Below are 25,896 nucleotides of genomic sequence, written 5' to 3' on the forward strand. Positions count from 1 at the left end.
ACTCTCTAGAATTCCGCTCAGTCAAAGGTAACAAGAGCACATAACGGTCTCCGTTGTGTTTCTAAAACAATTACAAGAGAGTTCATCATGTTAAAATTCCTCGAACAGGTGCGGAAGCCGACCCTCGATCTTCCTGTCGAAGTTAGAAGAAAGATGTGGTTTAAACCGTTCATCCAATCTTACTTGGTCGTATTCATCGGCTACCTAACCATGTACTTGATTCGTAAGAACTTCAATGTCGCGCAAAACGACATGATCTCAACTTACGGTTTGAGCATGACAGACCTAGGTCTTATTGGCCTTGGCTTCTCCATCACATACGGCATCGGTAAAACCGTTGTGTCTTACTACGCTGACGGTAAGAACACCAAGCAATTCCTCCCTTTTATGCTGATCCTTTCTGGTCTTGCAATGCTTGGTTTCAGCTTCAGCATGGGCGGCGGTAGCGCAAGCCTGTTCTTGATGGTGGCTTTCTACGCTCTAAGTGGTTTCTTCCAAAGTACTGGTGGCCCTTCTAGTTACTCAACCATTACAAAATGGACACCTCGTAACAAACGCGGCTCTTACCTAGGCTTGTGGAACATGTCACACAACGTTGGTGGTGCGGGCGCAGCGGGTGTTGCTCTTTTCGGTGCTAACTACCTATTCGACGGCCACGTAATCGGCATGTTCGTGTTCCCTTCTATCATCGCGATCATCGTTGGCTTTATCGGTATGCGCTTTGGTAGCGACTCTCCAGAAGCTTACGGTCTAGGTAAAGTAGAAGAACTTTTCGATGAAGCAGTGAGTGAAGAAGACACCGCCGCTGAAGAAAACCAGATGACCAAAAAAGAAATCTTTGTTGAATACGTTCTTAAAAACAAAGTTATCTGGCTACTTTGCTTTGCCAACATCTTCCTCTACATCGTGCGTATCGGTATCGACCAATGGTCAACGGTATATGCGTACCAAGAGCTTGGTCTGTCAAAAGAAACGGCAATCTCTGGCTTTACTCTGTTCGAAGTCGGTGCGCTTGTGGGTACTTTGATGTGGGGTTACTTATCTGACCTAGCAAACGGTCGCCGCGCATTGGTTGCTTGTGTGTCTCTTGGTTTGATCATCGTATCGCTTGAGTTCTACCAACACGCAACAAATGAATTCATGTACTTGTCGTCTCTATTCGTACTTGGTTTCTTGGTGTTTGGTCCGCAACTTCTTATCGGTGTTGCAGCGGTTGGTTTTGTTCCTAAAAAAGCAATCAGTGTGGCTGACGGTGTGAAAGGTACATTCGCTTACCTAATCGGTGACAGCTTCGCGAAACTTGGTCTCGGTATGATTGCAGACGGTACACCAATCTTCGGTCTAACAGGCTGGAAAGGTACCTTCGCAGCCCTAGATACCTCCGCCATGATTTGTATTGTTTTGCTTGCTTTCGTTGCTATCGCGGAAGAGAAGAAGATTCGACACGCGAAGAAGCTTCAACTTGCACAAAACCAAGCCTAACTTCTCTGCGCGCTTTACTTCGGTAAAGCGCGCAAGATCATTAAAATGAGTTGATCAATTCAGTATCATTAAAGGTTTTTCTATTAGCTCCGTTTTGGGGCTTATTGTTGTTTGTTGTCTGCTCTATTTGGTTGTAATGATGATTCATGTTGCTCTAGTTGATGATCACGTCATCGTGCGTTCTGGTTTCGCACAATTATTAAATTTAGAAAGTGATATTACCGTTGTTGGTGAATTTGGTTCTGTCGCCGAAGCACGCACAGGCTTGCCTGCGGTACACCCACACGTCGTCATCCTAGATATTTCCATGCCCGATGAGAGCGGATTAAACTTACTGAGCGAAATTCCAACTGGCATTGCCTGTGTCATGCTAAGCGTGCACGACTCCCCTGCAATGGTGGAAAAATCACTAAAACTTGGTGCAAAAGGCTATCTAAGCAAACGCTGTAGCCCAGACGAACTTATTCAAGCCGTGAGAACCAGTGCGTCTGGCGGCTGCTATCTTACCTCCGACATTGCCATCAAACTGGCAACACCAAGTGACAAAGCTGCATCGCTTTGCCAACTAACAAGACGCGAAAATGAAGTTTGCCAGCTTTTAGCCAAAGGGCTGGATGTAAAATCCGTCGCGGCAGAGCTTGGCTTGAGCCACAAGACCGTACACGTTCATCGAGCGAATGCCATCGACAAACTCGGTGTGAAAAACAACGTTGAGCTCGCCAAACTATTCTCTCAAGAGTCCTTTTAATGCGAGCCTATTCTGTCACAACGATTTGTGGTCTGTTTGTTATGGCCTGTGCTTGGTTCTGTTTGTGGGTGATCGCCTACTACTTTGTCAACGATCCAGAGCTCGCCATTCTGCTTTTCCCATTCGCCTTACGATTGGGGATTGCGCTGCACACTCGCACCGCGTACTGGCCAACAATCTACGTATCAGAATGGGCGCTGACGATTGCACTTGCGACCCTATTAGAGCAACCTCAATGGCTCACCGTGCTGATCGCCAGTGTTGCCAGCATCCCTGTCACACTGATTGCGAAAAAATACTACTACGGTGACCAAAACCGCCACTTAGCCGTCATGGGCGTTGTGATCATCATTACCGCCTTCATCAACGTAATGGCGGTCGGCTTTCACGTGCCTTCTGTTTACATGGTGTGGTTAGCCAGTATTTCTGGTGGGCTGATGCTGGTTCCTATGTGCTACCTACTGTGGAACTACCTATTTCAAAGCCGATGGTCGCCTCTGACGTCGCATCTTTTGAACAACACTGTGGTGTTCAGCATTCGCCACATTGTGTTTTACGCCGTACTTCTTATCGGCAGCATTCTAGTGCAAACGAGTTTGCCTGAAGAGTTAAAACGATTTGCGCCATTTTGTATGGCTATCCCAATCATCGTGCTGGCACTTCGTTACGGCTGGCAAGGAGCCCTGCTCGCCACCATGCTCAACAGTATCGCGCTGATTGCGGCTCGTAGCGGCGTATCGAATCTAGAAATCACCGATTTGTTGTTGTCTCTTTCAGCTCAAACTATCACTGGCATCATGCTGGGTTTGGCGGTGCAAAAGCAAAAAGATCTCAACCACAAACTGCGTGGCGAGCTATCCCGCAATCAAAACCTGTCTCGTCAACTTATCGAAGCGGAAGAATCGGTAAGACGCGACATTGCCCGCGAACTGCATGACGAAATCGGCCAGAACATTACCGCTATCCGTACTCAAGCCAACATCATCAAGCGCATCGATAACGCAGAAATGAGCGCACATTGCGCAGATACAATTGAGGGGCTTTCTCTCAACGTGTACGACACCACTAAGCGACTGTTGAGCAAACTAAGACCCAAAATGCTGGATGATTTGGACTTAAAAGAATCCGTCGAGCAACTGACGCGAGAGATGGAATTCGCCAATCACGGAACGACTGTTCAGCTGAACTGGCAAGGCGATTACACCAGCCTGAGTGACACACTCAAAGTCACCCTATTCCGTTTATGCCAAGAGTCATTAAATAACGCAGCCAAGTACGCAGAAGCGCAGTTGATCAATATTGAACTGACAATTGGAGAAGCTGCGGTGTCACTGATGATTCACGATGATGGTGTCGGATTCAAAGTTCAGGACAGCATGAAAGGCATGGGCGTTCGCGGCATGCAAGAGCGTGTGCACGCGTTAGGTGGAAAAATGGTTATCTACTCCACCAGCGATCAAGTGATCGGCACACAAATCAGCATTACTTTACCTAAGGTGTAACTCAAGATGTTTGGATTTTTACGTTCACCTAAATTTACTCAGCCGAGTCTGAGCAACGAGCAAATCGACCAGCGTTACCGCCATTGGCGTTTGCACATTATGTTGGGGATGTACATCGGCTACGCAGGTTTCTACTTTACTCGTAAGACCTTTAACTACGCCGCACCAGCGATGATTACCGATCTTGGCTTAGATAAAGGCGATTTGGGCCTTATCGGTACGCTTTTCTACATTACTTACGGCTGCTCGAAGTTTATTTCCGGTACGATTTCAGATCGCTCTAACCCTCGTTATTTCATGGGATTAGGATTGATTGCGACAGGTCTGGTCAATATCGCGTTCGGTTTTTCTAGCTCACTCGCGGCTTTCATTACTCTGTGGATCTTAAACGCCTGGTTCCAAGGCTGGGGCTGGCCTTCATGCTCCAAGCTGTTAACTACTTGGTATTCACGCTCCGAGCGTGGCTTCTTATGGGCGATTTGGAACACCGCACACAACGTTGGTGGCGCGCTGATCCCTATTTGGGTGGGCTATTTAACGTTGCACTACAGCTGGCGTGAAGGCTTTATTCTACCCGGCATCATCGGGGTATTACTCGGTCTATTCGTTTGTTGGCGATTGCGCGACAAACCCACAACAATGGGCTTACCAAGTGTCGGACAATGGCGCAACGACGCACTAGAACTTGCGCAAGAAAATTACGGACGTGGCCTCACCTACCGCGAAATTCTGAAATCATACGTATTTAACAACAAATACATCTGGCTGCTCGCGTTCAGTTATGTGTTGGTTTACATCGTCCGAACCGCAATCAATGACTGGGGAAACCTGTACTTGACCGAGCAGCATCACTATAGCCTGATTAACGCCAACGCTGCTCTGTCGATGTTTGAAATCGGCGGTTTTGTTGGTTCATTGGTTGCTGGTTGGGGCTCAGACAAACTCTTTGGCGGTAACCGTGGGCCAATGAACTTGCTGTTCGCTATTGGGATTTTCTTATCTGTCTCCGCGCTTTGGCTGATGCCTCTGACCAACTTTGCATTCCAAGCGGCGGGATTGTTCTCCATCGGCTTCTTTGTCTTTGGGCCACAAATGCTGATCGGTATGGCGGCGGCGGAGTGCTCTCACAAAGATTCTGCCGGCGCGGCAACAGGATTCGTGGGCTTGTTCGCCTACATGGGCGCAGCATTGTCTGGTTATCCACTGGCGTTAATTCTTGAAGAATATCATTGGACGGGTTTCTTCATCACCATTTCAGTTTGTGCAGCCGTCATTGGCCTTTTGTTGCTGCCATTTTTGCAAGCGCAACCATCACGAAAACCACTCGAACCAAAACCTCGGTTGTAAATCGACTTATCGCCCTTCGGGCAAATTGGCGAGCGACCTAACCGCGCTCGCCATCCTTATTTAACGTATCTCTGCTCAATTTTTCTTCCGATTCAGTTCGGAGGGTTAACTATGGGAAAAATTCATGAATTTGAACACTATTTCATCGCATAGCTTCTTTCAAATGAACAACAAAATCCAAAACTACGCTTGGGGAAGCACCTCTTCTATTCACGATTTGTTTGGCTTTTCTAACGAAACGAATGAGCCTCAAGCAGAAGTATGGATGGGTACTCACCCAAACGGCTGCTCTGAAGTTCAGATTGAGCAAAACACGCTGCCTTTGTCTGAACTGATCAAACAAAACCAACCCGCTTACTTATCAGCAGAAACCGCAGCGAAATTTGGCGACCTGCCCTTTCTGTTTAAGATCTTAGCGGCCGAACACGCACTGTCGATTCAAGTTCACCCAAGCAAACAAGATGCCGAAATAGGTTTCGAAAAAAGAGCAAAGTGCTGGCATCCCACTAAACGCGAGCCATCGTAACTACAAGGATCCAAACCATAAACCTGAGTTGGTGTACGCGCTGACAAGTTACCAAGCCATGAACGGTTTTCGTTCGTATGACGAGATTATTGAGGCATTTGGCCTTTGCGATATCGATGAGCTACGCGCACCGCTAGATGCCTTCAAACGCGAAATCAACTCACAAGGTTTACGCGATTTCTTTGTGCACATTCTGACCATGGAAGGAGAAACAAAAGAGCGAGCACTGAAACAGCTTCTTGCCCACGCTTCACGTCAATCGGAGCAAGGCACTGACAGCGACGTTTTCCAGCTCATCTTGGATCTATCCACTCAATACCCCGGCGATGTCGGCTTGTTTGCGCCACTACTGTTGAATGTCATCACGCTGCAACCTGGCGAAGCGATGTTCCTGAGCGCAAGAACGCCACACGCTTACATTAAAGGAACGGGATTAGAGATCATGGCGAACTCAGATAACGTTTTGCGTGCAGGACTCACGCCGAAACATATGGATGTTGAAGAACTGGTTAAATGCACAGACTTTGTGCCTAAGCCGTTTAACAGCCTTGTTCTAGAACCCAATGCCGATGGTTGCCAAAACCTTTACCCCGCTCCCGTGGCAGACTTTAGTTTCTGCATTCTAAACCAACCGAACAATGAAGTGGTTGAGGCAAACAGCGCAGAGATTTTGATGGCGATTGATGCCGACCTGACACTCATCAGTGATAACGGTGAGACATTAACCGCCGCGAAAGGACAATCTGTATTTGTTCCTGCTTACGTTGGCCATTACCGTATTCAAAGTGCGGGACGTGTGGCTCGCGCCTTTAACTAACTTCTGAATAACGGATTTAAGCTAGCGTCTGACCCAAGGGACTGGGTTAGACAATTTATTCCTCTCATAGATTGAGCCTGTCCGGTTTTAAGACACTCATTCTTACACCTTATCGACTCAAAGCCGCTGCGGTCTAAACCACCTAAGTTCTCTGAGAACCATAGATTCCTCTATTCACTGCAACATTCATTGTCAAAACCCATTTATTTCCGGTAAATTCGCCGCTCCAATATCAAATCACTTGGATAATAAAGGCGCTTGCACAGTGGTATTTGTTGCAAAACGTATAATCAACGTTGTAATCAAAGCCTCAATCACTACAATCTCTGGTTCGATTTTTCAGTTAACGTTTGTATGCCGAAGTTAAACCAAGATAACCCTGTTCAAAGCTCCGCCCTTTCCGATATCGAAACCAGCAGTAAGATTCAATCGGCATTAGAACCGAAGTTTCACAAGCCAGAGAAGCGTCTCTGCTTAAGCCCTGGCCTATCGGATAAGCATTTGGCGCGCCGTTGGCAAGTATTGGAACAAGTGACCAATAAAGATCATCTTCTTGATCCTTTCACGCAGTCACATTGCGACGCTTACTCCAACAACATCGAGCACTTCGTTGGTACTGTCAATGTGCCGGTCGGCATCGCAGGCCCTTTACGCGTCAACGGTTTGTATGCGAACGATGACTTTTTGGTTCCGTTAGCAACGACAGAAGCCGCGTTAGTCGCTTCCTACAACCGTGGCGCAAATCTTATTACCGCCGCTGGTGGTGCGAGCGCATTGTTACTGAGTGAAGGGGTGAGCCGAACACCAGTGTTCGCCTTTAATAACCTTGCCGACGCCGGCCAGTTCGTCAGTTGGGTTGTGACCCAATTTGAAGTATTTCGTCAAATAGCAGAATCCACCACCTCACATGGCAAACTCAAAGACATCAATGTAAATATCGAAGGAAACCACGTTTATTTGGTCTTTGAATACGTGACTGGTGACGCTTCCGGACAAAACATGGTGACCATCGCAACAAACGAAGTGTTCCATCATATTTTGGCGACCAGCCCAATCAAACCAACTCAAGCATTCTTGGATGGCAACTTATCAGGCGACAAAAAACCAAACGCGCACACGCTGCGATCGGTACGCGGTAAGAAAGTATCCGCCGAAGTGACCATTCCAGCAGAGTTGGTGGAAAAATATCTGCATACAACGCCGGAGTCTATGGTTCAATTTGGCAAAATGACAACGGTGGGCGGTTTACTCAGCGGGACAATTGGCGTCAACGCGCATTACGCAAACGCTCTTGCCGCGCTGTACATTGCTTGCGGTCAAGATGCAGCTTGCGTTGCAGAGTCTGCCATTGGTATCACTCGTATGGATGTGGACGCTCAAGGCAACTTGTACGCGTGCGTGACCTTGCCAAACATCATGGTGGGAACGGTTGGCGGGGGCACTGGCCTTCCTACGCAAAAAGCATGTTTGGATATTTTAGGTTTGCACGGCAACGGCAAAGCGAAAGCCTTAGCCGAAGTCGCAGCTGCGCTTTGTCTGGCTGGCGAACTCTCGATCGTTGGCGCATTTTGTGCCGATCACTTCTCCCGAGCTCATCATAAATTAGCGCGTAAATAACTGACTCGCCGCTCAGAGAAGACCTTTTGTTTTTCTCTGAGCGCTGAACTTCTGCGGGGCACTTATTCAGATCCTTCTCTTCGATAATTTTCTTTCATGGCTCATTCGTTTTAAACACCGAGTTCGCTCTCATCGATAAAGCCGCCTCTTTACATTGGGCAAAATTGACCGTCAGTTCCGTATCTGTTCACAATTATTCTCTTTCTTACGCGGTTTTTCTTTCTTTTTGTCTATACATAAAATTCAGTAAGTTATCTCAAATTACCAATTCCTGTCGTTACAAAATCGTACTATTTTCAGTAATTGTGTTTTTTATTAGTCACTTATAGCGACTATACTCACCTCTGCAGCTGCTTGATTTTTCTAAATTTATTTTAAAGCTCACACGAGCGTCACTACTCCCGTTAAATGGATTTAAGTCGTTCCTTTGGGTAAGCGAGTTAACTATGAGACGTCAGAAACAAAATGGAATTTCTTGTTGGGTGCTAGGATTCTTAGCCATGTTGCTCTGCTATGCAGGGTCCGTTTCCTCAGAAGAGGATTCCGCTAACTTCGTCAATGCGCGCTTTCTTTATCAAAGTACGTTTGGACCAACGCCAGCCTTGATTGATCAAGTCGAAGAAGTTGGCATTGAAAGTTGGATCAAACAACAACTTCTTCTTCCGGCGACCTATCATCGTCCTCTCTACGACACTCCTTTTAGCAAAGGAGCACAAGCAAATCGAGAAAATGCTTGGTATCAAATTGTTCTCACATCAGAAGACCAGCTTCGTCAGCGAATGGCATTTGCGTTAAGCCAAATACTCGTGGTCTCGCGCTATGGCGGAGCACTATCGAGCAAGCCAACAGCCCTAGTGGACTACTACGATGTGTTGGTGAAGCATGCTTTTGGCAACTATCGTGATCTTCTACACGAAGTGGCCATCCACCCAGCGATGGGTAACTACCTATCAATGATGGGCAGCACTAAGGAAAATACTTCAACAGGCGCGCTACCGGATGAAAACTTTGCCAGAGAACTGATGCAGCTTTTTACGTTAGGACTTTACGAGCTAAACCTCGATGGCAGTGTAAAACGTGATCCTAAAACCGGAAAACCGCTGCCGACCTACTCTCAAACTGATATCCAAGAACTGGCCCGTGCGCTAACTGGTTGGAAAAATTCAGACACGGCATTTGTTGAACCCATGCGCGTGATAAACAGCCGACATGACACCAACGAAAAAACCGTGTTGGGAACAACCATTCCTGCGGGTTTGACCGCCCAAGAAGAGCTCTCACAAGTGCTGGATATATTGATGTCTCATCCTAACATTGCGCCATTTGTGTCGAAGTTTCTGATTCAACGATTCGTCTCTTCTAACCCAAGCCCGGAGTACGTTGCGCGAGTTGCTCGCGTATTCAACAACAACGGAAAAGGGGTTAAAGGTGATTTAAGCGCAGTGATCCGCGCGGTTTTACTTGATAACGAAGCCATGGGGTTAACCAACACGCCGCCAATGAAAGTGAAAGAGCCCATTTTGGTGCTCACTAACTTCCACCGAGCCGCAGGCTTTACACTTACCGCTGCGCGCTATGACGGAGCAACAACAGTGATGAACACCGCAGAACAAGGCGCACTGCGTTCTCCTTCAGTATTTAATTTCTACTCGCCAGACTATCAACCTTCGAATGAGTTTGTGCAATCAGGCATGGTGTCACCCGAATACGAATTGCTCGATTGGTCAGTGTATACCGATCTGGTCAATTTCATGCTCAGTAGCACTCGCTCGGGTGGTGGCGATACTTATACGCTGGACTTTAGCGAACTGTATTCCCTACTCGATGATCACGAAGCTCTCGTTGAGCGTGTCGATGAACGATTCTTTGCGGGCACGGCTTCGCCTGAACTCAAAGCGCTTTTGCTAGAAGTGTCGGATGAGTATCGAACCGATTACGTACCAACAACAAAACTCGCACTCGTTATCTTTACTGCGATTTCTGGCGATGAATTTTACATTCAGGATTAGGGGTGAATTATGGACATTTCGAGACGCAACTTTTTAAAAAGCACCGCATCGTTTGGGGCGATCGCTTCACTCGGGTTGCCGGGTTATTCACTTGCCGCGCCTTCAAATGATTTCCGAGCGCTGATCTGTGTGTACTTAGCTGGCGGAAACGATGCGATTAATACCATATTGCCGTTATCTGATTTTCACTACAACCAGTACGCCAATGTGAGAGGATCTCTTTCTGTTGCCAAAAATACCATTATTCCCATTGGATTGAATGCGAACGACGCAAACAACAACGCCGTTCCGCTTGGGCTGCATCCTAAGTTGTCGGCACTTGCTCCACTATTCCAACAAAGCGATGCTAATTTGGTGCTCAATAGTGGCATTCTCAACCAACCTGTGACAAAGCAAGCCATCGAACAAGGTGATGTTCCACTGCCAGAGCAGCTGTTTTCTCACAACTCACAGACCGCATCTTGGCTGCGCGGTGGGATGGATGCTTCTACGAATTTAGGTTGGGCTGGACGCATGCTCGATGTGCTAACGTCAGACGCTCAAATCACACCGCTGTATAGTGTGCATGGCGATACGTTGTGGTTGAAGGCCATGGAGCACCGTCAGACCGTACTCAAAAAAGACAAAGCGGTTCAATTGACGGCGGTTGGAAATCCAGTTTACGAAGAGATTTATCAAAAACTGCTCTCACAAAGCGCAGATAACCCGTTCAGTGGGCATTTTAATTTGATGGTCGACGAATCCATGATGATGAGCAACATCCTCGCGGAGCAACTGAAACTGATCGACGACGCGCCTTTATTCTCCTCTTCTACGCTCGGCAAACAAATGCAGACCGTGTACAAATTGATCGCCAGCCAGAGTGCGCTTAGTCAGCAGCGACAAGTGTTCTTTGTAAAACATACAGGATACGACTTACATGACTCGCAACTCGCGCGACACCCTTTGTTACTCGAAGATCTCGCCACCAACCTAAATGCCATGTATCGCGCAGTTGATAAGCTCGGTATGAGTAAAAACGTGACCACGTTTACGATGTCTGACTTTGGTCGACGAATGACCAATAATGGTAACGGTACCGATCACGGCTGGGGCGGTCATCAGTTATTGATAGGTGGTGCGGTAAATGGCAGTGCGCCGATCGGTACGTGGCCAGAGTTAACACTTGGAGGGCAAGATGATTACTCAAAAGGTCGATTGATTCCGGCTATTGCCGCAGACCAAGTTGGCTCAACTCTCTCACAGTGGATGGGCGTGAGTGACAATGCCGCATTGGAATACGTATTCCCGAACATCCGTAATTTCACCACATCTAACCTTGGCTTTATGGCTTAAGCTAAGTGGCTTAGTTTCGTTTATTTAATTGTCAAAAAAGGGAGCACAATGCTCCCTTTGCAATATCATCTATGTTAACGAAGGTTCATTAAACTTCGTCACGACGACGTTCGTTACAAAGCTTGATAGCGCGCTCAAGTAATTCTAGCGCGGATTGCTCACACTCAGGCAGAGCTGCATCACTTTCACCAATTGGCGTTACGCGGTCACCCCACTTCAACACTGCAGCACCCCACGTCAAACCTGCACCAAACGCAGCCAAAAGCATGTTATCGCCAGGATTGACTCGGCCTTGCTCTACCGCCTCACACAATGCAATTGGCACCGTTGCCGCAGAGGTATTGCCGTAGTTTTGAATGTTCACAAACGCTTTGTCTTGAGGAATACCGGAAAGGTCGCACAGCGTTTGAATAATACGGATGTTCGCTTGATGCGGAATCACCACATCAATTTGTTCCGTCGTCAACTGAGATGCTTTCAGTACGGTTTTCGCCGCTAGGCCCATGCCTTTCACTGCGCGTTTGAAGATCTCTTGACCCACAAAGTTGAAATCCCAGTAACCGTTATCTTCCGCAAAGCGGTCCATACAAGTACCAAACTTCGGCACAGAAAGAATATCGCGACCTTTGGCATCACAACCAATTTGCGATTGCAGCAAGCCCGTTTCTTTCTCTGTGCGAGATAGAACCACCGCACCCGCGCCGTCACCAAATAGAACCGCGGTATCACGCATCGCCCAGTCAATGTAGAAAGACAAGCGTTCCGCACCGATGATGATGGCGTGTCGATAGTTACCGGACTGAATCAAACGCGTGCCCGTTTCTAGGCCGTATACAAAACCGGTACATGCAGCGTTTAAGTCGAAAGCCGCCGCTGAGCGAATGCCCAGATTTTGCTGCACTTTAGACGCAATGTTTGGAATAAGTGAATCAGGAGAGCACGTTGCAACAATGATTAGGTCGATTTCGCTTGCTTCAACGCCTGCTCTTGCCAACGCATGCTGAGCGGCTACTGTCGCCATATCTGAAGTATTTACATGGCTAATACGGCGATTTTCGATACCTGTTCGGGTGCGAATCCACTCATCTGAAGTATCAAGGAAAGTGCTAAGATCATCGTTAGAGAGCACGGTTGGCGGAACACATTTCCCCCAACCTGTAATTTCAGCGTAGTAATTTGTCATCGCAGACCTATTTATTGTTGTATTTTAATGAAATATCTAAGAACCTGATCCGGTTCTATTATAAAACTTGCTATTCCATAAAATTTGCAAGTAAAAAGAAAGTATACGCATTATGAAGCTGACTGGTAAGTCATGTTTTCATCAAGTTGTTATAAAGGAAGAAGTCATGTCATCGTTTAAAACTCGTTGCCCATCTTGTGGCGGTTTAAATCGTGTCCCTAACGAGCGTGTTGCAGAATCTGCAACGTGCGGTAAATGCAAGAGCCCACTTTTAGATGGCGCGCCTATTGAAGGTACACTCGATAACTTTTCTGCACTATTAGAAAGCTCAACGCCAGTTGTCGTTGATTTTTGGGCTCCATGGTGCAATCCGTGCGTCGGCTTTGCTCCTGTTTTCTCGGATGTCGCGCAAGAACAAGCCGGAACGGCTCGTTTTGTAAAGATTGATACTGAAGCCCAACAACAGCTTGCGGCGCAATTTGGTATTCGCAGCATTCCAACCATCATGGTATTTAAGAACGGTCAGCGCGTTGATATGCTGAATGGTGCGTTGCCTAAATCGCAGTTTGATCAATGGTTAAATCAAGCACTTACAAAATAATTCTAGCCTTGAGCCTGCCAATCTGGCAGGCTTTTTTATGCAGCAAATTGCCATATAATTTCGACAAATTTTATTTGTCGATACGACACAAATTTATCATTTTACATGCCTACTAATTAGCCTCATATTCGCGCCGAATAACCCCCAGATTTCTCTTAATTTATAGGCGCAAAACATTGGAAAACACAGTCGTTTCTGCAGCATCACCACGAGTTACAGTTCCAGTCGTCGCACTGTCTCTTTACGCGGTTGCTTCAGGCTATTTGATGAGCTTGATCCCACTCATGCTCGGCGAATACAACATCTCTGCTGATTACGCGAGTTGGTTGGCGAGCGTGTTTTATGGCGGCTTGTTGATTGGTGCCATGTTTATCGAACGCATTGTTCGCAATGTTGGCCACCGCAAAGCATTTATTGGCTGTTTGGCTGCCTTTTCGCTCACCATCGTTGCCCTACCAGCATTCCCGAATGGCCTAGTTTGGCTCGTTGCGCGCTTTATTGCTGGTGTCGCGGTTGCTGGTGTATTCGTGATCGTTGAATCCTGGTTGATGTCAGGCGACGAAGCATCACGCGCAAAACGCCTAAGCCTATACATGCTTTCTCTATACGGCGGCTCGGCTCTAGGTCAATTTGGTATTGGCGTTCTTGGCGTAAGTGGCGGCGTACCCTTTGTTGCGATTACAACATTGATCCTAATGGCGATGCTGGTACTGATGTTTATTGATTGCGAACAACCGAATAGCCATGAATCGACTTCATTGTCATTCAAACAGATTGCAAAACTCAATCATGCAGCGATCATCGGTTGCGTCGTATCTGGTTTAACCTTGGGTGCGATTTACGGTCTTATGCCTGTTGAATTGGCGAACCGTAAAATTACCCACCAAGACATTGGTACGCTTATGGCGTTGGTGATCCTTGGCGGCATGTTGGTTCAACCTATGGTGACCACATTAAACAAATACATGAGCCGAACAGTCTTAATGGCGTTTTTCTGTATTTTGGGTATTTTCTCTATCGGTTTGACGTTCATCTCTACGTCTACCGCAGTGTTGGCGGCGTCGCTTTTCCTATTGGGCATGGCCACGTTTGCTCTATATCCAGTGGCAATCAACCTCGGCTGTGAAGGACTTGATGAACGCTTTATTGTCTCTGCAACTCAAGTCATGCTGTTTAGCTACAGCGTAGGCTCAGTAGCAGGCCCAGTGGTCGCAGACAAATTTATGGGCCAAGTACACGGCTTGTTGGGTTACTTGTTTGCGGCTTTGGTAACGACATGCGTTTACATGTTGCTTGCAGCGAGCAAAACCAAACAGCAAATGGCTGCGGGCCTATAAAGCTAAAACAACCAAATGACCATTGAAAACGAGGGCTATCTGCCCTCGTTTTTTTATGCGTTTTCCATTAACTGCTTTCGATAACGTGTTGGTGAAATGCCGTAGAACTTCTTAAATCGATGCGTAAAGTTGTACGGGTCTCGGTATCCCAATCGATTGGCAATCATCGCAATTGACCACGCCCGGTATTGCAACAAGTCAGCTGCTTTGTGCATTCGCAGCTCGATCAACTTGCTCCTCGGACTCATATTGAAGAGCTGTTTCGACAAACGGTTTAGCTGTTCTTCACTAATAAAACATCGCTTCGCCATTTCACTGACAGTCCAAGGCAAATGCAGTTGCCCTTCTATCTCATTAAACAAGGTCTGAACACGCGAAAGCGACGTACTGATTGGCGTTTCCACACTTTGCACCAACCGTTGAACTTCACTGATCAATAACTGACGAAAACCAGAGCGTCCGCCGATTTCGTTGTAGAGTAAGGTCATCAACGACCAAATCTGTTCTGAGCCACGAAATGGAATCACGCACTGGCCAAGATCATTGAGATGATGCCATGTAGGTGCATTTTGCGGCAGCAACCAGACCATTTTCCAACTTCCCAAACGCGGGTTGATCTCGAAACGAAAGCAAGTGTCTACGGGCAAGATGGTCAGCGTATATGGTTCGATCTCCTTAACGCAGTTCGGCGTAATCAACACACCGCCGCCTTCTAACGTGAATAACAACGTATGCACGCCCACCTTGTCACGCTCAACGTGATAACCGTCGTGCAACTCAGCCAATCCCGCCATAAAAATATCGGCACGTTGCCATTCTGGAATTTCCGTTAGCGTAAGAAAACGTTCTTTGCACGCAGGCGCAAGGTAGACGTCATCGTGCCACTCATGTTGAGGAGAGAATTGACCGATGACGGATTTGCACAGGTTTTGTCGATTTTCGAACATGTATTTATGCTTCGGTTGGTTTTATATTCCCCCACAAACTGAGGAGTGACTATGACGAACAATACTGACATCAAAAACCAAACAAATCCTATGTCTGGCGACTTGTTACGTCAGATTATTCGCTTAGGTTTTCCGGTCGCAATCCAAAGCGCGCTTGTCGCGATATTGGCATTGGCTGATGTTCTCATGGTTAGTGACTTTGGTAAAGAAGCGACAGCGGCTGTGGGAATTGCGTCAAAATGGCATTTCGTGGCGATCATGATCATGGCCGGTCTAGCCTCTGCTAACGGCACGCTCGTTGCTCAATATTGGGGGCGAAATGATGCCGTCAGTGCCAAAACCGTCACTGGAATCGCCATCCGATTTGGCTTAAAAGTGCTTATCCCAGTGACGTTGATCATCACGCTTGGTAGCGAACTCATCATGCGTTTACAAACCAGCGATACACGAGTGATTGAGTTGGGTGCGACTTACTTGTGGTATGCGTTTCCGGTGCTGTTGCTTACGCATATCGTCATCGTGCTCGAAGCCAGTATGCGCTCTTCGGGTGACACCGTTACTCCGCTATTAATGGGTGCAATGACCATCGTCCTTAATATTGGTTTAAATTTCTGGTTAATCAAAGGCGGCTTTGGCATCCCAGCAATGGGGGTCGCTGGTGCGGCATTCGCTACGACCATTTCTCGCTTGTTCCAAGTACTCGCCATGATTGCCTACATGCGTTGGCGTAAGCACTGGTTGCTGGAAGTAAAAGAAGGCTCTGAACGCCCTTCGCTGTGGCTGTCTTATCGTCGTCTTGCGCTGCCAATGACGCTAGGTGCGCTACTTTGGGCAATCGGCACCATGGTTTATCAGATGATTTTTGGCCACATGGGGACAACCGAATTGGCAGTGTTTAGCATGCTCGGCCCATTTGAGTCACTCTGTTACTCGATTTTCTTTGGGATCTCTGTGGCGTGCTCTGTGATGATTGGTCAATCCTTGGGGCGTGATGCCTTTGAGCAAGCCGAACACATGGCAAAATTCTTTATCAAAGCAGTCTTTGTGTTTGGTATTTCCATCGGCGCACTGTTGCTTCTTAATCGTGAGTTGATCATTGCAGCATTGAATTTGGACAACCCTGAGCTTTACCCACTCGCAGCCCCTGCGGTGATGATTTTGTGCTGCGCGATTTGGTTGCGTATGTTGAACATGATCATCATTAACGGGATTATTCGAGCTGGTGGCGACAACGTATTCTGCTTACGCATGGACTTTATCGCCATGTGGATGACAGGCTTGCCACTTTGTGCAATCGCTGCGTTTGTTCTTGGTTGGGAGTTTAAGTACGTGTATGCACTGATGATTGCAGAGGAAGTCGTTAAGTTGGCGTTGTGTTATCGTCGATACACGCAAAAGTATTGGATAAAGAATCTAACCGTCGTTACGACTTCTTAGTATCGCGTTCTGCATTGATTCTTTTGTGGCGGTTCGATGCATTGGCAGCTGGTTTTTCAGGAACCTCGCGTTTCTCGTGCAGCAGGTGCCGAACTGCCAGAATCGGATGTTTTAGTAACATTCTCGGGCCTGAATAGCGCATCACTAAACGCATCTGTTCTTTAGGTTCGGGTTTATAGCAGTGGATTGGGCACTTGTTACACGTCGGTTTTTCTTCTCCGTATGGGCATCGGTCCAATCGCACTTCCGCGTAATCAAGCAGTTCACGGCATTCGCTACACAGCGCATCTCTGGTTCCATGATGATCATGGCAATACACCTCCACCATCGCTTTGACGGTTTTAAATTCGGTGGCGAGTTTGCCAAGTAAAATATCGCTCATGGTATTGCCCAAAATCACAGCTGGAGAGTGTAGAGTTCTAAAGTTCGGCCATTATCATATTGCTGCTCAACACGTTCAAATTCGAAACCGAGTTTTTTCAGCAAACTTATACTACGAATATTATCATTATTCGTAATCGCGAGCAGTTGACTAAGTTGCATCGCTTGTTTCGCGTACTCGATCACTGCCTTTGCTGCTTCTATAGCAAAACCTTGGCCGTAAGCTGAAGGAAGAAAACCATAGCCGATGTCGTAAGCGTTCAAGGTATCACGCTTCACTAACCCACAAATGCCTAGCGGCTGTTTTGTCTGCTTATCTTCAACCACCAGCAAGCTCACACCTTTCTTTTCTTCCATACGCAGCATGTTCTCTTTGATGTAACGAACCGCTTCGTAATCGGTTCGCATTTGCTTATCCCCAACAAAGCGATAAAAGTCAGGGTGGTTGTAGAGCTCCAATATAAATGGCGCATCATCTACACTCACTAGACGCAGTATCAATCGTTCGGTGGTCAAAGTTTTCATACGAACTCCATTATGGTTGTAACTTGGATGAAAAATCACTATCCTGCCCCGCTAAATTAAAGGACCAACACCATGAACCGCAAGAAGAAAATCAATCAGATCTTAAAAGCGAAGCAGAAGAAGCACAACGCGAAGCTGCATAAAAGCAACAAACCGCGCTACATCTCTAAAGCTGAGCGCGCGAAAATGGAAGCCGAAGAACAACAGCAATCTTCTGAAAACGTTGTAGAGACAGCAACTGCTGACCAAGCTTAAAAAGAAAAGCCGCATAATGCGGCTTTTTTACTTTTAGAAAAGAATATTGAACTTAGTATTCAAGGCTGTAGTTCAGTGTAAACGTGCGGCCTCGACCTTTGTAATCATACGCCGCCGCATCGTAGTGAGCTGCGTACAAGATCTGTGCACGTTGGCCCCAAGCCGTGGTGTAATCTTCATCAAGCAGGTTTTGAATACCAAAGCCAAGCTGACCAACTGGCAAATTCACATTGCCCAGTAGATCAAACGTGGTGTAACCATCAAGCTTGTTGTTAGCATCATCTTCGTAATCAAACATGGTTTGGCTTTGTAGACGCACTGAATAATCATCCTGATAGTAAGCCGCCCAAGCGTTCGCTTTTGATGTGCTTGCTTTACCTGCGCTTAAGTCTTCCCACTTCCCGTTGGTTTTCAGCTCAGACACGACATAATGACCAGAAGCACCCAATAGGATGTCGCTGCTTACCCAATAATTGATGTTTGCTTCTGCGCCGTACACACGTTGCTCATCATCGACGTTGGTGATTAGAAGCGTCTTTTTATCGTACTTGATGGAGTTGTCCGACACCGAGTAGTAACCCGCCGCTTGCAGTGCAACAGTATCGGTATCTAAGCGATAACCAATTTCGTAGCTGTCCGTTTTAATGCCCGACATTTTTGAATCGGCTACATTGATGCTGTCTTTGAGTGCGTAGTGCCCGTTGGCATCAACGGCCTCGTAGCTGCCTTGACCGTAGTATTTCGCTGGGTCTGCTAATTCAAAACCTTGTGAGAAGTTCGCCCACAATTGAGATTCTTCATTCAACTGATAAATTGTCCCAATATTAAACAAACTCACCGAGTAATCAGTACTGCCACCCGGCACTGCATCAGCAGACACACCTTTGCCCGAAGCAATGTTCTTCTGCACGCTGTATGCGACAAAATCATCAATCTTGTTGTCCATATATTGATAACGGTATCCCGCCTGCACAGACCAATCTTGATTGATTTGGTAATCCCCCTGCACAAACATCGCGTAAGATGTTACATCTACACCAGGATAACGCCCCACTTCCGCATACGTTCGGTTAATTAGGTTACCTGAGTTGTCTGCGATGGTTTTGTCGAACAAAGCTTGATTGCTATCGAATCGATCTAAGTATGCATCCACACCGTAAACGGCACTGAATGCACCCCAACTTTTCGCCAGCGCTAAACGCCCCGCAAACACTTCGGTTTCTTGTTGTGAAGAGCTTTGGTAATACGGTGTAAAAGTTTGATCTTCGCTGCGATAAGACAACTCACCAATCAATTGATGACCGAATACGTTGTCGTGTGCGTAGTTTGCACTTAAAAGTACACGCTCTGTACCATGCTCACGATCGGAATCGAACCCTTTTCGCACATCAACAAATTTGCTATTAACAATGTACAAGCCGTATGGCGAATCTTGCTGGCTGTCATAGTATTGCGCGACAAGGTTTAACTTGCTGGCATCGGAGATTTGGATCTCTGCCGAACCCATAACATCAAGCGTTGAGTTATATTGCAGAGAACCTTGAGAAATGTCTGGCGTGACAATGTCACCATTTCCGTCAAATGCACCTTGTGTCTCAGAATACACCACTGAGCCACGTGCTTTTACGATGTCATTTCCACCAGCAACGGATTGTGCGACTTTGTAGTCAAAATCATCGCTGCTGTTGAAGCCTGACGTACCGCCGACAAAAGATTCAAACGCCAATTCATCTGAGTACGCTTTTTTAGTGATGATGTTAATGACACCACCCGTCGCACCAGCCCCATAAATGGAGGTCGCGCCTGAAAGCACTTCAATTCGTTCGATGTTGAACGGGTCAATCGCATCCAATTGACGACTGATAGGACGAGAAGATTGCAGAGAAACGCCATCAATCATGACCAGCATGGCTCTGCCACGCAGATTTTGGCCGTAGTTTGTCCGGCCGCCAGTGCCAACATCTAAAGAAGGGATCGTGGCAGAAAGAATATCACCCAGAGTTTTACCTGCTCGGTATTGTTGAGCAATTTCTTCTTGCCCTACAAACCAAACCGTACCGGGAATATCAGAGATGGATTTTGGCATGACGCTGCCAACCACGACTAATTGTTCATCTGCTGCGTTTTGAGACGCCAGTTGCTGAGCTTGTTCTGCAGCCAATGCGTGCGCTGCATATCCACTGCTCATCGCTAATACGATGAGGTTTAAAGAGAACTTCCTATTTGTCATTGTATTTATCTTTTTGTTGTAGCCAAAGAATCGACAATGATACTTATTATCAATAACAAATCGAGCACTGTTACATAGGTTAATAAGTTGTTAACCATTGCTCTTTTGCATGATTAACTGACGGTTTTTTGCTGCTCTAGGGCAGTCCTCGCAGAGCTTTCTTCCTTCACACTTGTACACCAAGCAGCAGCTTTTTCTGACCAGTTTGAGCGGTTGCTCATGAGGCACACCATGCAAAGCATCGATATGACACTCATCCAGCCCCAGAGCACTAAGCCACAAGCTAGCATGCTCTTTAATGATGGCATCGGTCAGTTGAGGGAAATGTTGCTGTAACCTTAACAAGCACGCCAAAATACCGTCTGACATCAACTGATGAGTAAACCCCGGACGAATGCGAATCCACTCGTTCATCTGTTCTTGATAAAAATCGAACAAAGCTCGAATTTGACGCCCTGCCTGCGCAATCAATATTGTGTGACTACCTTGAATATGTTCCTGATCCGCAAAGCGAAATCCTCTAACAAAGCAGGGCTGTAAGTACTGCGCCATATTGCGTAAATTCGGGAGCGAATGAAAACCGTAGATAGAGACAAGCGCAACGTAGATTGGCTGCCAACAGAGCAAATCCCATGTTCTTGTGAGCCAATACGCCCTTCCGGCCTCTGGATACGTTTCAGAAAGTTGACGATACAACTCTTGGACGATGGGATTGATATCATTATCGATATGAATGGCATCCGACTCAATGCGACCAATATCGCCATGTAAATAAGGAGTGATGGTTTGCGATGTTTGAAAGAGTTGCGGGAAAAATGACTCGGACATGATTGCGTGCGGTTACGGTTTGAGATCTGCCCCCTTTATACTTAACCATGAATCGCAATGCAAACTATTATCTTTTGTATTTGCGCATTTTATATACCGTTGACCGGCGCTCCAAGTCAGTATCCATTTCGTTGCTCAACCACTTGAGTAAAACGACACACTATAAAATTCAACAAATGATTAAATCATCAGCAGGTTTTGAGGTATTTCGATTTAAAAATGCCACAGCATAAAAACACCTTGGTAAAAGGTCTGTAACAGTTCGCTCTGATAGCGTGAGTTATTGCCAATAATTGAATATTGCTGTTTCTTATCCAACGGAATGTGAACAACATGAAGTATTTTCCATCTGAATATCGGGACAATATAACTAGGTAATTTGGCTATATAGCCCTCTGTTTTGAATAAGGAAATCCACATGTTGTATCTTGAGTTTCTATTTTTGCTCGTGATGCTGTATATCGGCTCACGCTATGGTGGTATCGGCCTCGGGGTCGTATCTGGTATTGGTTTGGTGATTGAAGTCTTTATCTTTAAGATGCCGCCAACCTCCCCTCCTGTCACCGTTATGTTGATCATCCTAGCGGTTGTAACATGTGCATCGATTCTTGAAGCCGCAGGCGGTTTGAAATACATGCTTCAAGTTGCCGAACGTGTGCTTCGTAAAAACCCAAAACGCGTCACCCTGATCGCTCCTTTTGTGACTTACTTTATGACTTTCTTGCTCGGTACAGGTCACGCGGTTTACTCCATTATGCCAATCATTGGCGACGTTGCATTGAAAAACGGCATTCGTCCTGAGCGTCCAATGGCGGCGGCGTCTGTCGCCTCTCAAATCGCAATCACAGCCTCACCAATTTCAGCGGCTGTGGTTTACTACTTAGCGCAACTCTCTGATATTCAGCACGAGATCACTCTGCTTTCTATTTTGCTCGTTACGGTTCCAGCAACACTATTCGGTACGTTGCTAATGTCACTTTACAGCATCAAACGAGGTAAAGAACTGGAAGACGACGAAGAATACCAAGAGCGTTTGAAAGATCCTGTGTGGCGTGAAAAGATCCTCAACACAACTGCAACGTCTCTTGACGAAGTGCTACCAACAAGTGCTCGCAACTCTGTGTTGCTGTTCATCGCTTCTATCTTGGTTATCGTCGTTATCGCGATGTGGCCAGACATTCGTACTATTGTGGATGGCGCGAAGCCAATTAGCATGGCCGTTGTCATTCAAATGATGATGCTCTGCTTCGGCGGTATCATTCTTCTTGCAACCAAAACTGATCCGCGAGACGTGCCAAACGGTGTGGTATTCAAATCGGGTATGGTGGCGGCAATTGCTATCTTCGGTATCGCATGGATGTCTGATACTTACTTCCAATACGCAATGCCTCAATTCAAATCTGGCATTGTAGAGATGGTAACGAACTACCCTTGGACGTTCGCACTGGCGTTGTTCATTGTATCGGTTGTGGTGAACTCTCAAGCAGCAACGGCTCGTATGATGCTGCCTGTTGGTCTTGGCTTGGGTCTGGATCCTGCACTGCTTATCGGTCTAATGCCAGCGGTGTACGGTTACTTCTTTATTCCGAACTACCCTTCTGATATCGCGACAGTGAACTTCGATACATCAGGTACAACTAAGATTGGTAAGTGGTACTTCAACCACTCATTTATGTCGGTAGGTTTGATTGGTGTGATCGGCGCGTGTTGCTTAGGTTACGTACTAGGACAAATCATCATTCCTTCATAAACAACCTGTAAAGTAAGATTGGAAGGCGAGTCATTGTACGCATAAGTACAGCCTGAATGACTCGCCTTTTCTTTGTCTAGTCTAATGATTACAGCAAGAAATCATCATCAATCGCGACGAAATTATCAGCACAATCAATCAAGGTTTGCGAGGTTAACCTTGGTACACCATAGACGGTGACCTTCTTGTTGTAGCGCTGCTGAATACGTTCCACCAGCAAACTGAAGTCGCCATCACCAGAAACCAAAATCACGCGGTCAACATCAGGCGCAATCTCAATCGCATCGAGAGTGATACCGACATCCCAATCCCCTTTGGCGCTGCCATCTCGACGCTGAATGTAAGGCTTCAACATCACCTCAAATCCCACACCTCTTAGAATGTGATGAAACTGGCGTTGCTTCGGATCGTTACTGGCAATGGCATAAGCTTTTGCGCTTACTACTTGCTTTTCTTGTGTCGCGACATACCAAAACTGGTTGTAGTCAAAGTTACTGCGATACGCTTCGCGACAAGTGTAATAAACGTTTTGAACGTCAACGAGAATGGCGATTTTTTCTTTGTGGTCTGATTGCATGGTGATCTCATACCGATAATTTGCCGCCTACCCTAAGCCAGATCGCCCAAAAGCACAATGAGCCAATTCCACTAAACTTAACGTATAAACGGAAAATCGCGTTTTTAGGAGTGAGTCATGGGTGGAAAGTTATTGGTGATACTGCTTTTGTGCGTCTTTGCCTCGACGGCACTCGGCTATCCTGCGCACACTCAATACTGGCCGCATCGCAGTGTTCTGTATTTCGCGCCTGAAAATGATGATTACGTAAAACAGTTCTTGCTTGAAGCATTGATGCACGAGTGCGAGTTAGTTGATAGAGATGTCGTCACACTGGTGATCACAGAAGATGGCTACACCGTGCCAAGCTGGCTTAAAGAAGAGTTTGATTTAAAGATACTCGCAGAGATCTACAGCGTGAAAAAAGGCGAGCACACTGCGATTTTGCTCGGTAAAGATGGCTTAGAAAAATACCGCTGGGGGGCAGAAACCGACTGGCAATACATTAACGATTTGATTGACCAAATGCCGATGCGAAAACAAGAGATGCAGAGGCAACGAAGCCCCTGCGAAATCTGAAGTACTTGAGGAAATGAAGACTCGTGAATAAACAGGATTCTTCGTTACTTTCCGAACCACGCCAACTTATTATGCAGCTGCGTAACGCTCCCCACCACAATCAATGCAGGGCTCACTGCTTGCTCTGCCATGCTAGACAGTTCATTTAGTTTACCTTGGAACACGCGTTGCTCTGGTCGCGTCCCATTTTCGATGATTGCGCATGACATTTCTGGGTCTAAGCCGTGCGTGATGAGCTTGTCCATAATGTGACTGCTTTGCTTCAACCCCATGTAGAACACAAGCGTGTTGTTTGATTGCGCTAACGAGCGCCATTCAATTTCGCGACCGTCTTTTTGCACGTGACCCGTGATGAATTGAACGCTTTGCGCATGATCACGGTGCGTTAGTGGAATACCTGCGTAAGCCGTCGCCCCCGCCGCAGCGGTGATCCCCGGCACCACTTCGTATTGAATACCGTATTCTGCAAGCTCTTCCAACTCTTCACCGCCACGTCCAAAGATAAATGAATCACCACCTTTTAGGCGCACAACGCGTTTCCCTTCTTGTGCTTTTTCCACCAAAATTTGGTTGATCTTATCTTGTGGTACGCAGTGAAAGTCGAGCTTTTTCCCGACATAAATCATCTCTGCGGATGCCTGTGCTAACTCTAGAATCTCTTTCGATACCAAACGGTCATACACCACAACTTCAGCCGCTTGAATCGCTTTCAAACCTTTGACCGTCAGTAAATCCGGATCGCCAGGCCCAGCACCAACAAGAGAAACAAAGCCGCTGTTTAAAGATGAGTTCGCAGTAGTCATATCAACGCCTATCGGAAAATTTGGATATAAAGAGTAACACTCACTTAAGTGGCTTAGGGTTCAAACTACCCCAAGGAGTTATTACTTTTTATAGCTAAATCAATACAATATCTATCGAAAGTTAAATGAGTTGAATAGCCCTACCACCAAAGGTAGGGCCAAATAAAGCGGTTTATTTTGCGATTGCAGGTTCTGCAATAACGTCCTCTTCTACACTTAGAGAAGGCGCTGTTTTCGCATGAGTTAGGTACAGTGGCAAACAAGTCATGACAAGACCACCGATGATGTTACCTAGAATGGTTGGGATTAAATTGAAGTTCAACCAAGTCGCGATACCAAAGTCCGCACCTAGAATCATACCTAGTGGGAATAGGAACATGTTTACCACCGTGTGCTCAAATACAAGTGCGAAGAAGATGAAGATTGGGAACCACATCATCGCCACGCGACCGGATACTGAACGCGCAGTCATGTTGCCAATCACGCCTAGACACACCATTAGATTACAGAAGATGCCGCGTACGAAACACGTGATCCATCCGTCCATACCCATGTTTTCAAAACCAAGGCTACGCGCTGTAGAAACAGCGACAAACTTCTTCGCTACCGCGTTGAGTTCTAGAGAAAAGTTACCGGTTAGAGAAATCGCCACAAGGTAAGCCACAATCAGAGAACCAATCAGGTTACCCAAACCTACCAGCCCCCAGCAACGGAAAATACGCCCCCAAGTGATGCTCGGACGGTTTGCGAACTTCGCCAAAGGTGCAAGACCAAATACACCTGTAACTAGGTCGTACCCCATCACACTAAGAATCACAAAACCAACAGGGAAAACAAGTGCACCCACAAGGCCAATTCCCGTTTGCACCATCGCCGTAATCGCGACAACTACCGCTAACGACAAAATAATGCCGGCCATCGTGCCACGAAGCAGAAGGTCGCGCGTGCTTGTATTGGTTTTTGCTTCACCCACGTTGATCATGGTTTGCACGAATTCAGCAGGTTTAAAGTCTGTAGACATGAATGTGTCCTTATTCAAAATTGAAAGTTAAAAGTTGAAGATTGAATAGAGAAAGGCTTCCCGCTGACATCCACTGCTGT

At 46.7% G+C, this 25,896-nt stretch carries 22 protein-coding genes and 1 pseudogene; 14 read left to right on the top strand and 9 right to left on the bottom strand.

All coding sequences use genetic code 11. From position 1 onward, the window contains the following. The first annotated feature begins 87 nt into the window (after positions 1 to 87). The 8 genes and pseudogenes from uhpT (at position 88) to DYB02_RS25065 (ending at position 11,383) form a co-directional block, all read left to right on the top strand. The gene (gene uhpT / locus DYB02_RS25030; RefSeq protein WP_005479317.1) at positions 88 to 1,482 is read left to right on the top strand and encodes a hexose-6-phosphate:phosphate antiporter UhpT; all 1,395 of its coding nucleotides are present in this window, start codon (positions 88 to 90) and stop codon (positions 1,480 to 1,482) included. 139 nt (positions 1,483 to 1,621) lie between these two features. Beyond that, on the top strand, positions 1,622 to 2,230 hold the full coding sequence (uhpA, locus tag DYB02_RS25035; protein ID WP_005394558.1) for a response regulator transcription factor UhpA: 609 nt from the start codon (positions 1,622 to 1,624) through the stop codon (positions 2,228 to 2,230). Further along, entirely contained in the window at positions 2,230 to 3,732 is a 1,503-nt protein-coding gene (uhpB, locus tag DYB02_RS25040; RefSeq protein ID WP_021487059.1) for a signal transduction histidine-protein kinase/phosphatase UhpB, read from the top strand. Before uhpA ends, uhpB begins: the two co-directional genes overlap by 1 nt. Positions 3,733 to 3,738: 6 nt before the next feature. Beyond that, complete coding sequence (locus DYB02_RS25045) at positions 3,739 to 5,079, top strand: MFS transporter (RefSeq protein WP_005394568.1); 1,341 nt, start codon at positions 3,739 to 3,741, stop codon at positions 5,077 to 5,079. A 124-nt stretch (positions 5,080 to 5,203) separates the two neighbouring features. Continuing rightward, positions 5,204 to 6,422 (top strand): annotated as a pseudogene (gene manA, locus DYB02_RS25050) (mannose-6-phosphate isomerase, class I). Positions 6,423 to 6,776: 354 nt separating this feature from the next. After that, positions 6,777 to 8,039 carry a hydroxymethylglutaryl-CoA reductase gene (locus tag DYB02_RS25055; protein ID WP_025541189.1) on the top strand — a complete coding sequence of 421 codons (1,263 nt, stop codon included), beginning with the start codon at positions 6,777 to 6,779 and terminating at the stop codon, positions 8,037 to 8,039. 446 nt (positions 8,040 to 8,485) lie between these two features. Beyond that, positions 8,486 to 10,048 (top strand): DUF1800 domain-containing protein, encoded by a 1,563-nt coding sequence (locus tag DYB02_RS25060; RefSeq protein WP_029805405.1) that lies wholly within the window; start codon positions 8,486 to 8,488, stop codon positions 10,046 to 10,048. A gap of 9 nt (positions 10,049 to 10,057) precedes the next feature. Beyond that, positions 10,058 to 11,383, top strand: a complete 1,326-nt coding sequence (locus tag DYB02_RS25065; protein ID WP_029805408.1) for a DUF1501 domain-containing protein — start codon at positions 10,058 to 10,060, stop codon at positions 11,381 to 11,383. 88 nt (positions 11,384 to 11,471) lie between these two features. On the opposite strand, the gene DYB02_RS25070 is transcribed toward DYB02_RS25065, so the two are convergent. Continuing rightward, positions 11,472 to 12,566, bottom strand: coding sequence for a ketoacyl-ACP synthase III (locus DYB02_RS25070; protein WP_005498926.1), 1,095 nt, complete (start codon positions 12,564 to 12,566; stop codon positions 11,472 to 11,474). A 166-nt stretch (positions 12,567 to 12,732) separates the two neighbouring features. Between DYB02_RS25070 and trxC the strand changes: the two genes are divergently transcribed. Together trxC and DYB02_RS25080 are read left to right on the top strand one after the other, a co-directional pair. Further along, on the top strand, positions 12,733 to 13,167 hold the full coding sequence (trxC, locus tag DYB02_RS25075; RefSeq protein ID WP_005486290.1) for a thioredoxin TrxC: 435 nt from the start codon (positions 12,733 to 12,735) through the stop codon (positions 13,165 to 13,167). 176 nt (positions 13,168 to 13,343) lie between these two features. Beyond that, entirely contained in the window at positions 13,344 to 14,504 is a 1,161-nt protein-coding gene (locus tag DYB02_RS25080) for an MFS transporter (RefSeq protein ID WP_025501570.1), read from the top strand. Between the two features lie 53 nt (positions 14,505 to 14,557). Here the strand turns inward: DYB02_RS25080 and DYB02_RS25085 are convergent, their stop codons facing one another. Next, positions 14,558 to 15,451, bottom strand: a complete 894-nt coding sequence (locus DYB02_RS25085) for a helix-turn-helix transcriptional regulator (protein WP_025505802.1) — start codon at positions 15,449 to 15,451, stop codon at positions 14,558 to 14,560. 90 nt (positions 15,452 to 15,541) lie between these two features. Between DYB02_RS25085 and DYB02_RS25090 the strand changes: the two genes are divergently transcribed. After that, positions 15,542 to 16,888 (top strand): MATE family efflux transporter, encoded by a 1,347-nt coding sequence (locus DYB02_RS25090; protein WP_021454656.1) that lies wholly within the window; start codon positions 15,542 to 15,544, stop codon positions 16,886 to 16,888. Here the strand turns inward: DYB02_RS25090 and DYB02_RS25095 are convergent. Together DYB02_RS25095 and DYB02_RS25100 are read right to left on the bottom strand one after the other, a co-directional pair. Beyond that, positions 16,875 to 17,270, bottom strand: a complete 396-nt coding sequence (locus tag DYB02_RS25095) for a nitrous oxide-stimulated promoter family protein (RefSeq protein ID WP_021486960.1) — start codon at positions 17,268 to 17,270, stop codon at positions 16,875 to 16,877. The two genes, DYB02_RS25090 and DYB02_RS25095, sit on opposite strands and share 14 nt — an antisense overlap. A gap of 14 nt (positions 17,271 to 17,284) precedes the next feature. Then, positions 17,285 to 17,794 (bottom strand): GNAT family N-acetyltransferase, encoded by a 510-nt coding sequence (locus tag DYB02_RS25100; protein WP_020837905.1) that lies wholly within the window; start codon positions 17,792 to 17,794, stop codon positions 17,285 to 17,287. Between the two features lie 72 nt (positions 17,795 to 17,866). On the opposite strand from DYB02_RS25100, the gene DYB02_RS25105 reads away from it, so the two are divergent. Next, entirely contained in the window at positions 17,867 to 18,049 is a 183-nt protein-coding gene (locus DYB02_RS25105; protein ID WP_005480281.1) for a DUF2986 domain-containing protein, read from the top strand. A gap of 52 nt (positions 18,050 to 18,101) precedes the next feature. On the opposite strand, the gene DYB02_RS25110 is transcribed toward DYB02_RS25105, so the two are convergent. Beyond that, the gene (locus tag DYB02_RS25110; RefSeq protein ID WP_025522174.1) at positions 18,102 to 20,279 is read right to left on the bottom strand and encodes a TonB-dependent receptor; all 2,178 of its coding nucleotides are present in this window, start codon (positions 20,277 to 20,279) and stop codon (positions 18,102 to 18,104) included. A gap of 90 nt (positions 20,280 to 20,369) precedes the next feature. Continuing rightward, positions 20,370 to 21,107, bottom strand: a complete 738-nt coding sequence (locus DYB02_RS25115) for a siderophore ferric iron reductase (RefSeq protein WP_029805828.1) — start codon at positions 21,105 to 21,107, stop codon at positions 20,370 to 20,372. Between the two features lie 418 nt (positions 21,108 to 21,525). On the opposite strand from DYB02_RS25115, the gene DYB02_RS25125 reads away from it, so the two are divergent. Then, on the top strand, positions 21,526 to 22,857 hold the full coding sequence (locus DYB02_RS25125; RefSeq protein WP_005460955.1) for an anaerobic C4-dicarboxylate transporter: 1,332 nt from the start codon (positions 21,526 to 21,528) through the stop codon (positions 22,855 to 22,857). Between the two features lie 88 nt (positions 22,858 to 22,945). On the opposite strand, the gene DYB02_RS25130 is transcribed toward DYB02_RS25125, so the two are convergent. Continuing rightward, positions 22,946 to 23,434 carry a LabA-like NYN domain-containing protein gene (locus DYB02_RS25130; protein WP_021487131.1) on the bottom strand — a complete coding sequence of 163 codons (489 nt, stop codon included), beginning with the start codon at positions 23,432 to 23,434 and terminating at the stop codon, positions 22,946 to 22,948. Positions 23,435 to 23,551: 117 nt separating this feature from the next. On the opposite strand from DYB02_RS25130, the gene DYB02_RS25135 reads away from it, so the two are divergent. Further along, positions 23,552 to 23,992, top strand: a complete 441-nt coding sequence (locus DYB02_RS25135; RefSeq protein ID WP_005480278.1) for a DUF4174 domain-containing protein — start codon at positions 23,552 to 23,554, stop codon at positions 23,990 to 23,992. A 44-nt stretch (positions 23,993 to 24,036) separates the two neighbouring features. On the opposite strand, the gene cobA is transcribed toward DYB02_RS25135, so the two are convergent. Both cobA and DYB02_RS25145 read right to left on the bottom strand, forming a co-directional pair. Further along, positions 24,037 to 24,795 (bottom strand): uroporphyrinogen-III C-methyltransferase, encoded by a 759-nt coding sequence (gene cobA, locus DYB02_RS25140; protein ID WP_029806887.1) that lies wholly within the window; start codon positions 24,793 to 24,795, stop codon positions 24,037 to 24,039. Between the two features lie 172 nt (positions 24,796 to 24,967). After that, entirely contained in the window at positions 24,968 to 25,816 is an 849-nt protein-coding gene (locus tag DYB02_RS25145; protein ID WP_029806888.1) for a formate/nitrite transporter family protein, read from the bottom strand. Between the last annotated feature and the right edge of the window lie 80 nt (positions 25,817 to 25,896).

Source organism: Vibrio parahaemolyticus (assembly GCF_900460535.1).
Taxonomy (GTDB): Bacteria; Pseudomonadota; Gammaproteobacteria; order Enterobacterales; family Vibrionaceae; genus Vibrio; species Vibrio parahaemolyticus.

Excerpts from the sequence above, each read along its gene's own strand:
- uhpT (WP_005479317.1), top strand. The coding sequence starts at position 88 with ATGTTAAAATTCCTCGAACAGGTGCGGAAGCCGACCCTCGATCTTCCT.
- uhpA (WP_005394558.1), top strand. The coding sequence starts at position 1,622 with ATGATTCATGTTGCTCTAGTTGATGATCACGTCATCGTGCGTTCTGGT.
- uhpB (WP_021487059.1), top strand. The coding sequence starts at position 2,230 with ATGCGAGCCTATTCTGTCACAACGATTTGTGGTCTGTTTGTTATGGCC.
- DYB02_RS25045 (WP_005394568.1), top strand. The coding sequence starts at position 3,739 with ATGTTTGGATTTTTACGTTCACCTAAATTTACTCAGCCGAGTCTGAGC.
- DYB02_RS25055 (WP_025541189.1), top strand. The coding sequence starts at position 6,777 with ATGCCGAAGTTAAACCAAGATAACCCTGTTCAAAGCTCCGCCCTTTCC.
- DYB02_RS25060 (WP_029805405.1), top strand. The coding sequence starts at position 8,486 with ATGAGACGTCAGAAACAAAATGGAATTTCTTGTTGGGTGCTAGGATTC.
- DYB02_RS25065 (WP_029805408.1), top strand. The coding sequence starts at position 10,058 with ATGGACATTTCGAGACGCAACTTTTTAAAAAGCACCGCATCGTTTGGG.
- DYB02_RS25070 (WP_005498926.1), bottom strand. The coding sequence starts at position 12,566 with ATGACAAATTACTACGCTGAAATTACAGGTTGGGGGAAATGTGTTCCG.
- trxC (WP_005486290.1), top strand. The coding sequence starts at position 12,733 with ATGTCATCGTTTAAAACTCGTTGCCCATCTTGTGGCGGTTTAAATCGT.
- DYB02_RS25085 (WP_025505802.1), bottom strand. The coding sequence starts at position 15,451 with ATGTTCGAAAATCGACAAAACCTGTGCAAATCCGTCATCGGTCAATTC.
- DYB02_RS25090 (WP_021454656.1), top strand. The coding sequence starts at position 15,542 with ATGTCTGGCGACTTGTTACGTCAGATTATTCGCTTAGGTTTTCCGGTC.
- DYB02_RS25095 (WP_021486960.1), bottom strand. The coding sequence starts at position 17,270 with ATGAGCGATATTTTACTTGGCAAACTCGCCACCGAATTTAAAACCGTC.
- DYB02_RS25100 (WP_020837905.1), bottom strand. The coding sequence starts at position 17,794 with ATGAAAACTTTGACCACCGAACGATTGATACTGCGTCTAGTGAGTGTA.
- DYB02_RS25105 (WP_005480281.1), top strand. The coding sequence starts at position 17,867 with ATGAACCGCAAGAAGAAAATCAATCAGATCTTAAAAGCGAAGCAGAAG.
- DYB02_RS25110 (WP_025522174.1), bottom strand. The coding sequence starts at position 20,279 with ATGACAAATAGGAAGTTCTCTTTAAACCTCATCGTATTAGCGATGAGC.
- DYB02_RS25115 (WP_029805828.1), bottom strand. The coding sequence starts at position 21,107 with ATGTCCGAGTCATTTTTCCCGCAACTCTTTCAAACATCGCAAACCATC.
- DYB02_RS25125 (WP_005460955.1), top strand. The coding sequence starts at position 21,526 with ATGTTGTATCTTGAGTTTCTATTTTTGCTCGTGATGCTGTATATCGGC.
- DYB02_RS25130 (WP_021487131.1), bottom strand. The coding sequence starts at position 23,434 with ATGCAATCAGACCACAAAGAAAAAATCGCCATTCTCGTTGACGTTCAA.
- DYB02_RS25135 (WP_005480278.1), top strand. The coding sequence starts at position 23,552 with ATGGGTGGAAAGTTATTGGTGATACTGCTTTTGTGCGTCTTTGCCTCG.
- cobA (WP_029806887.1), bottom strand. The coding sequence starts at position 24,795 with ATGACTACTGCGAACTCATCTTTAAACAGCGGCTTTGTTTCTCTTGTT.
- DYB02_RS25145 (WP_029806888.1), bottom strand. The coding sequence starts at position 25,816 with ATGTCTACAGACTTTAAACCTGCTGAATTCGTGCAAACCATGATCAAC.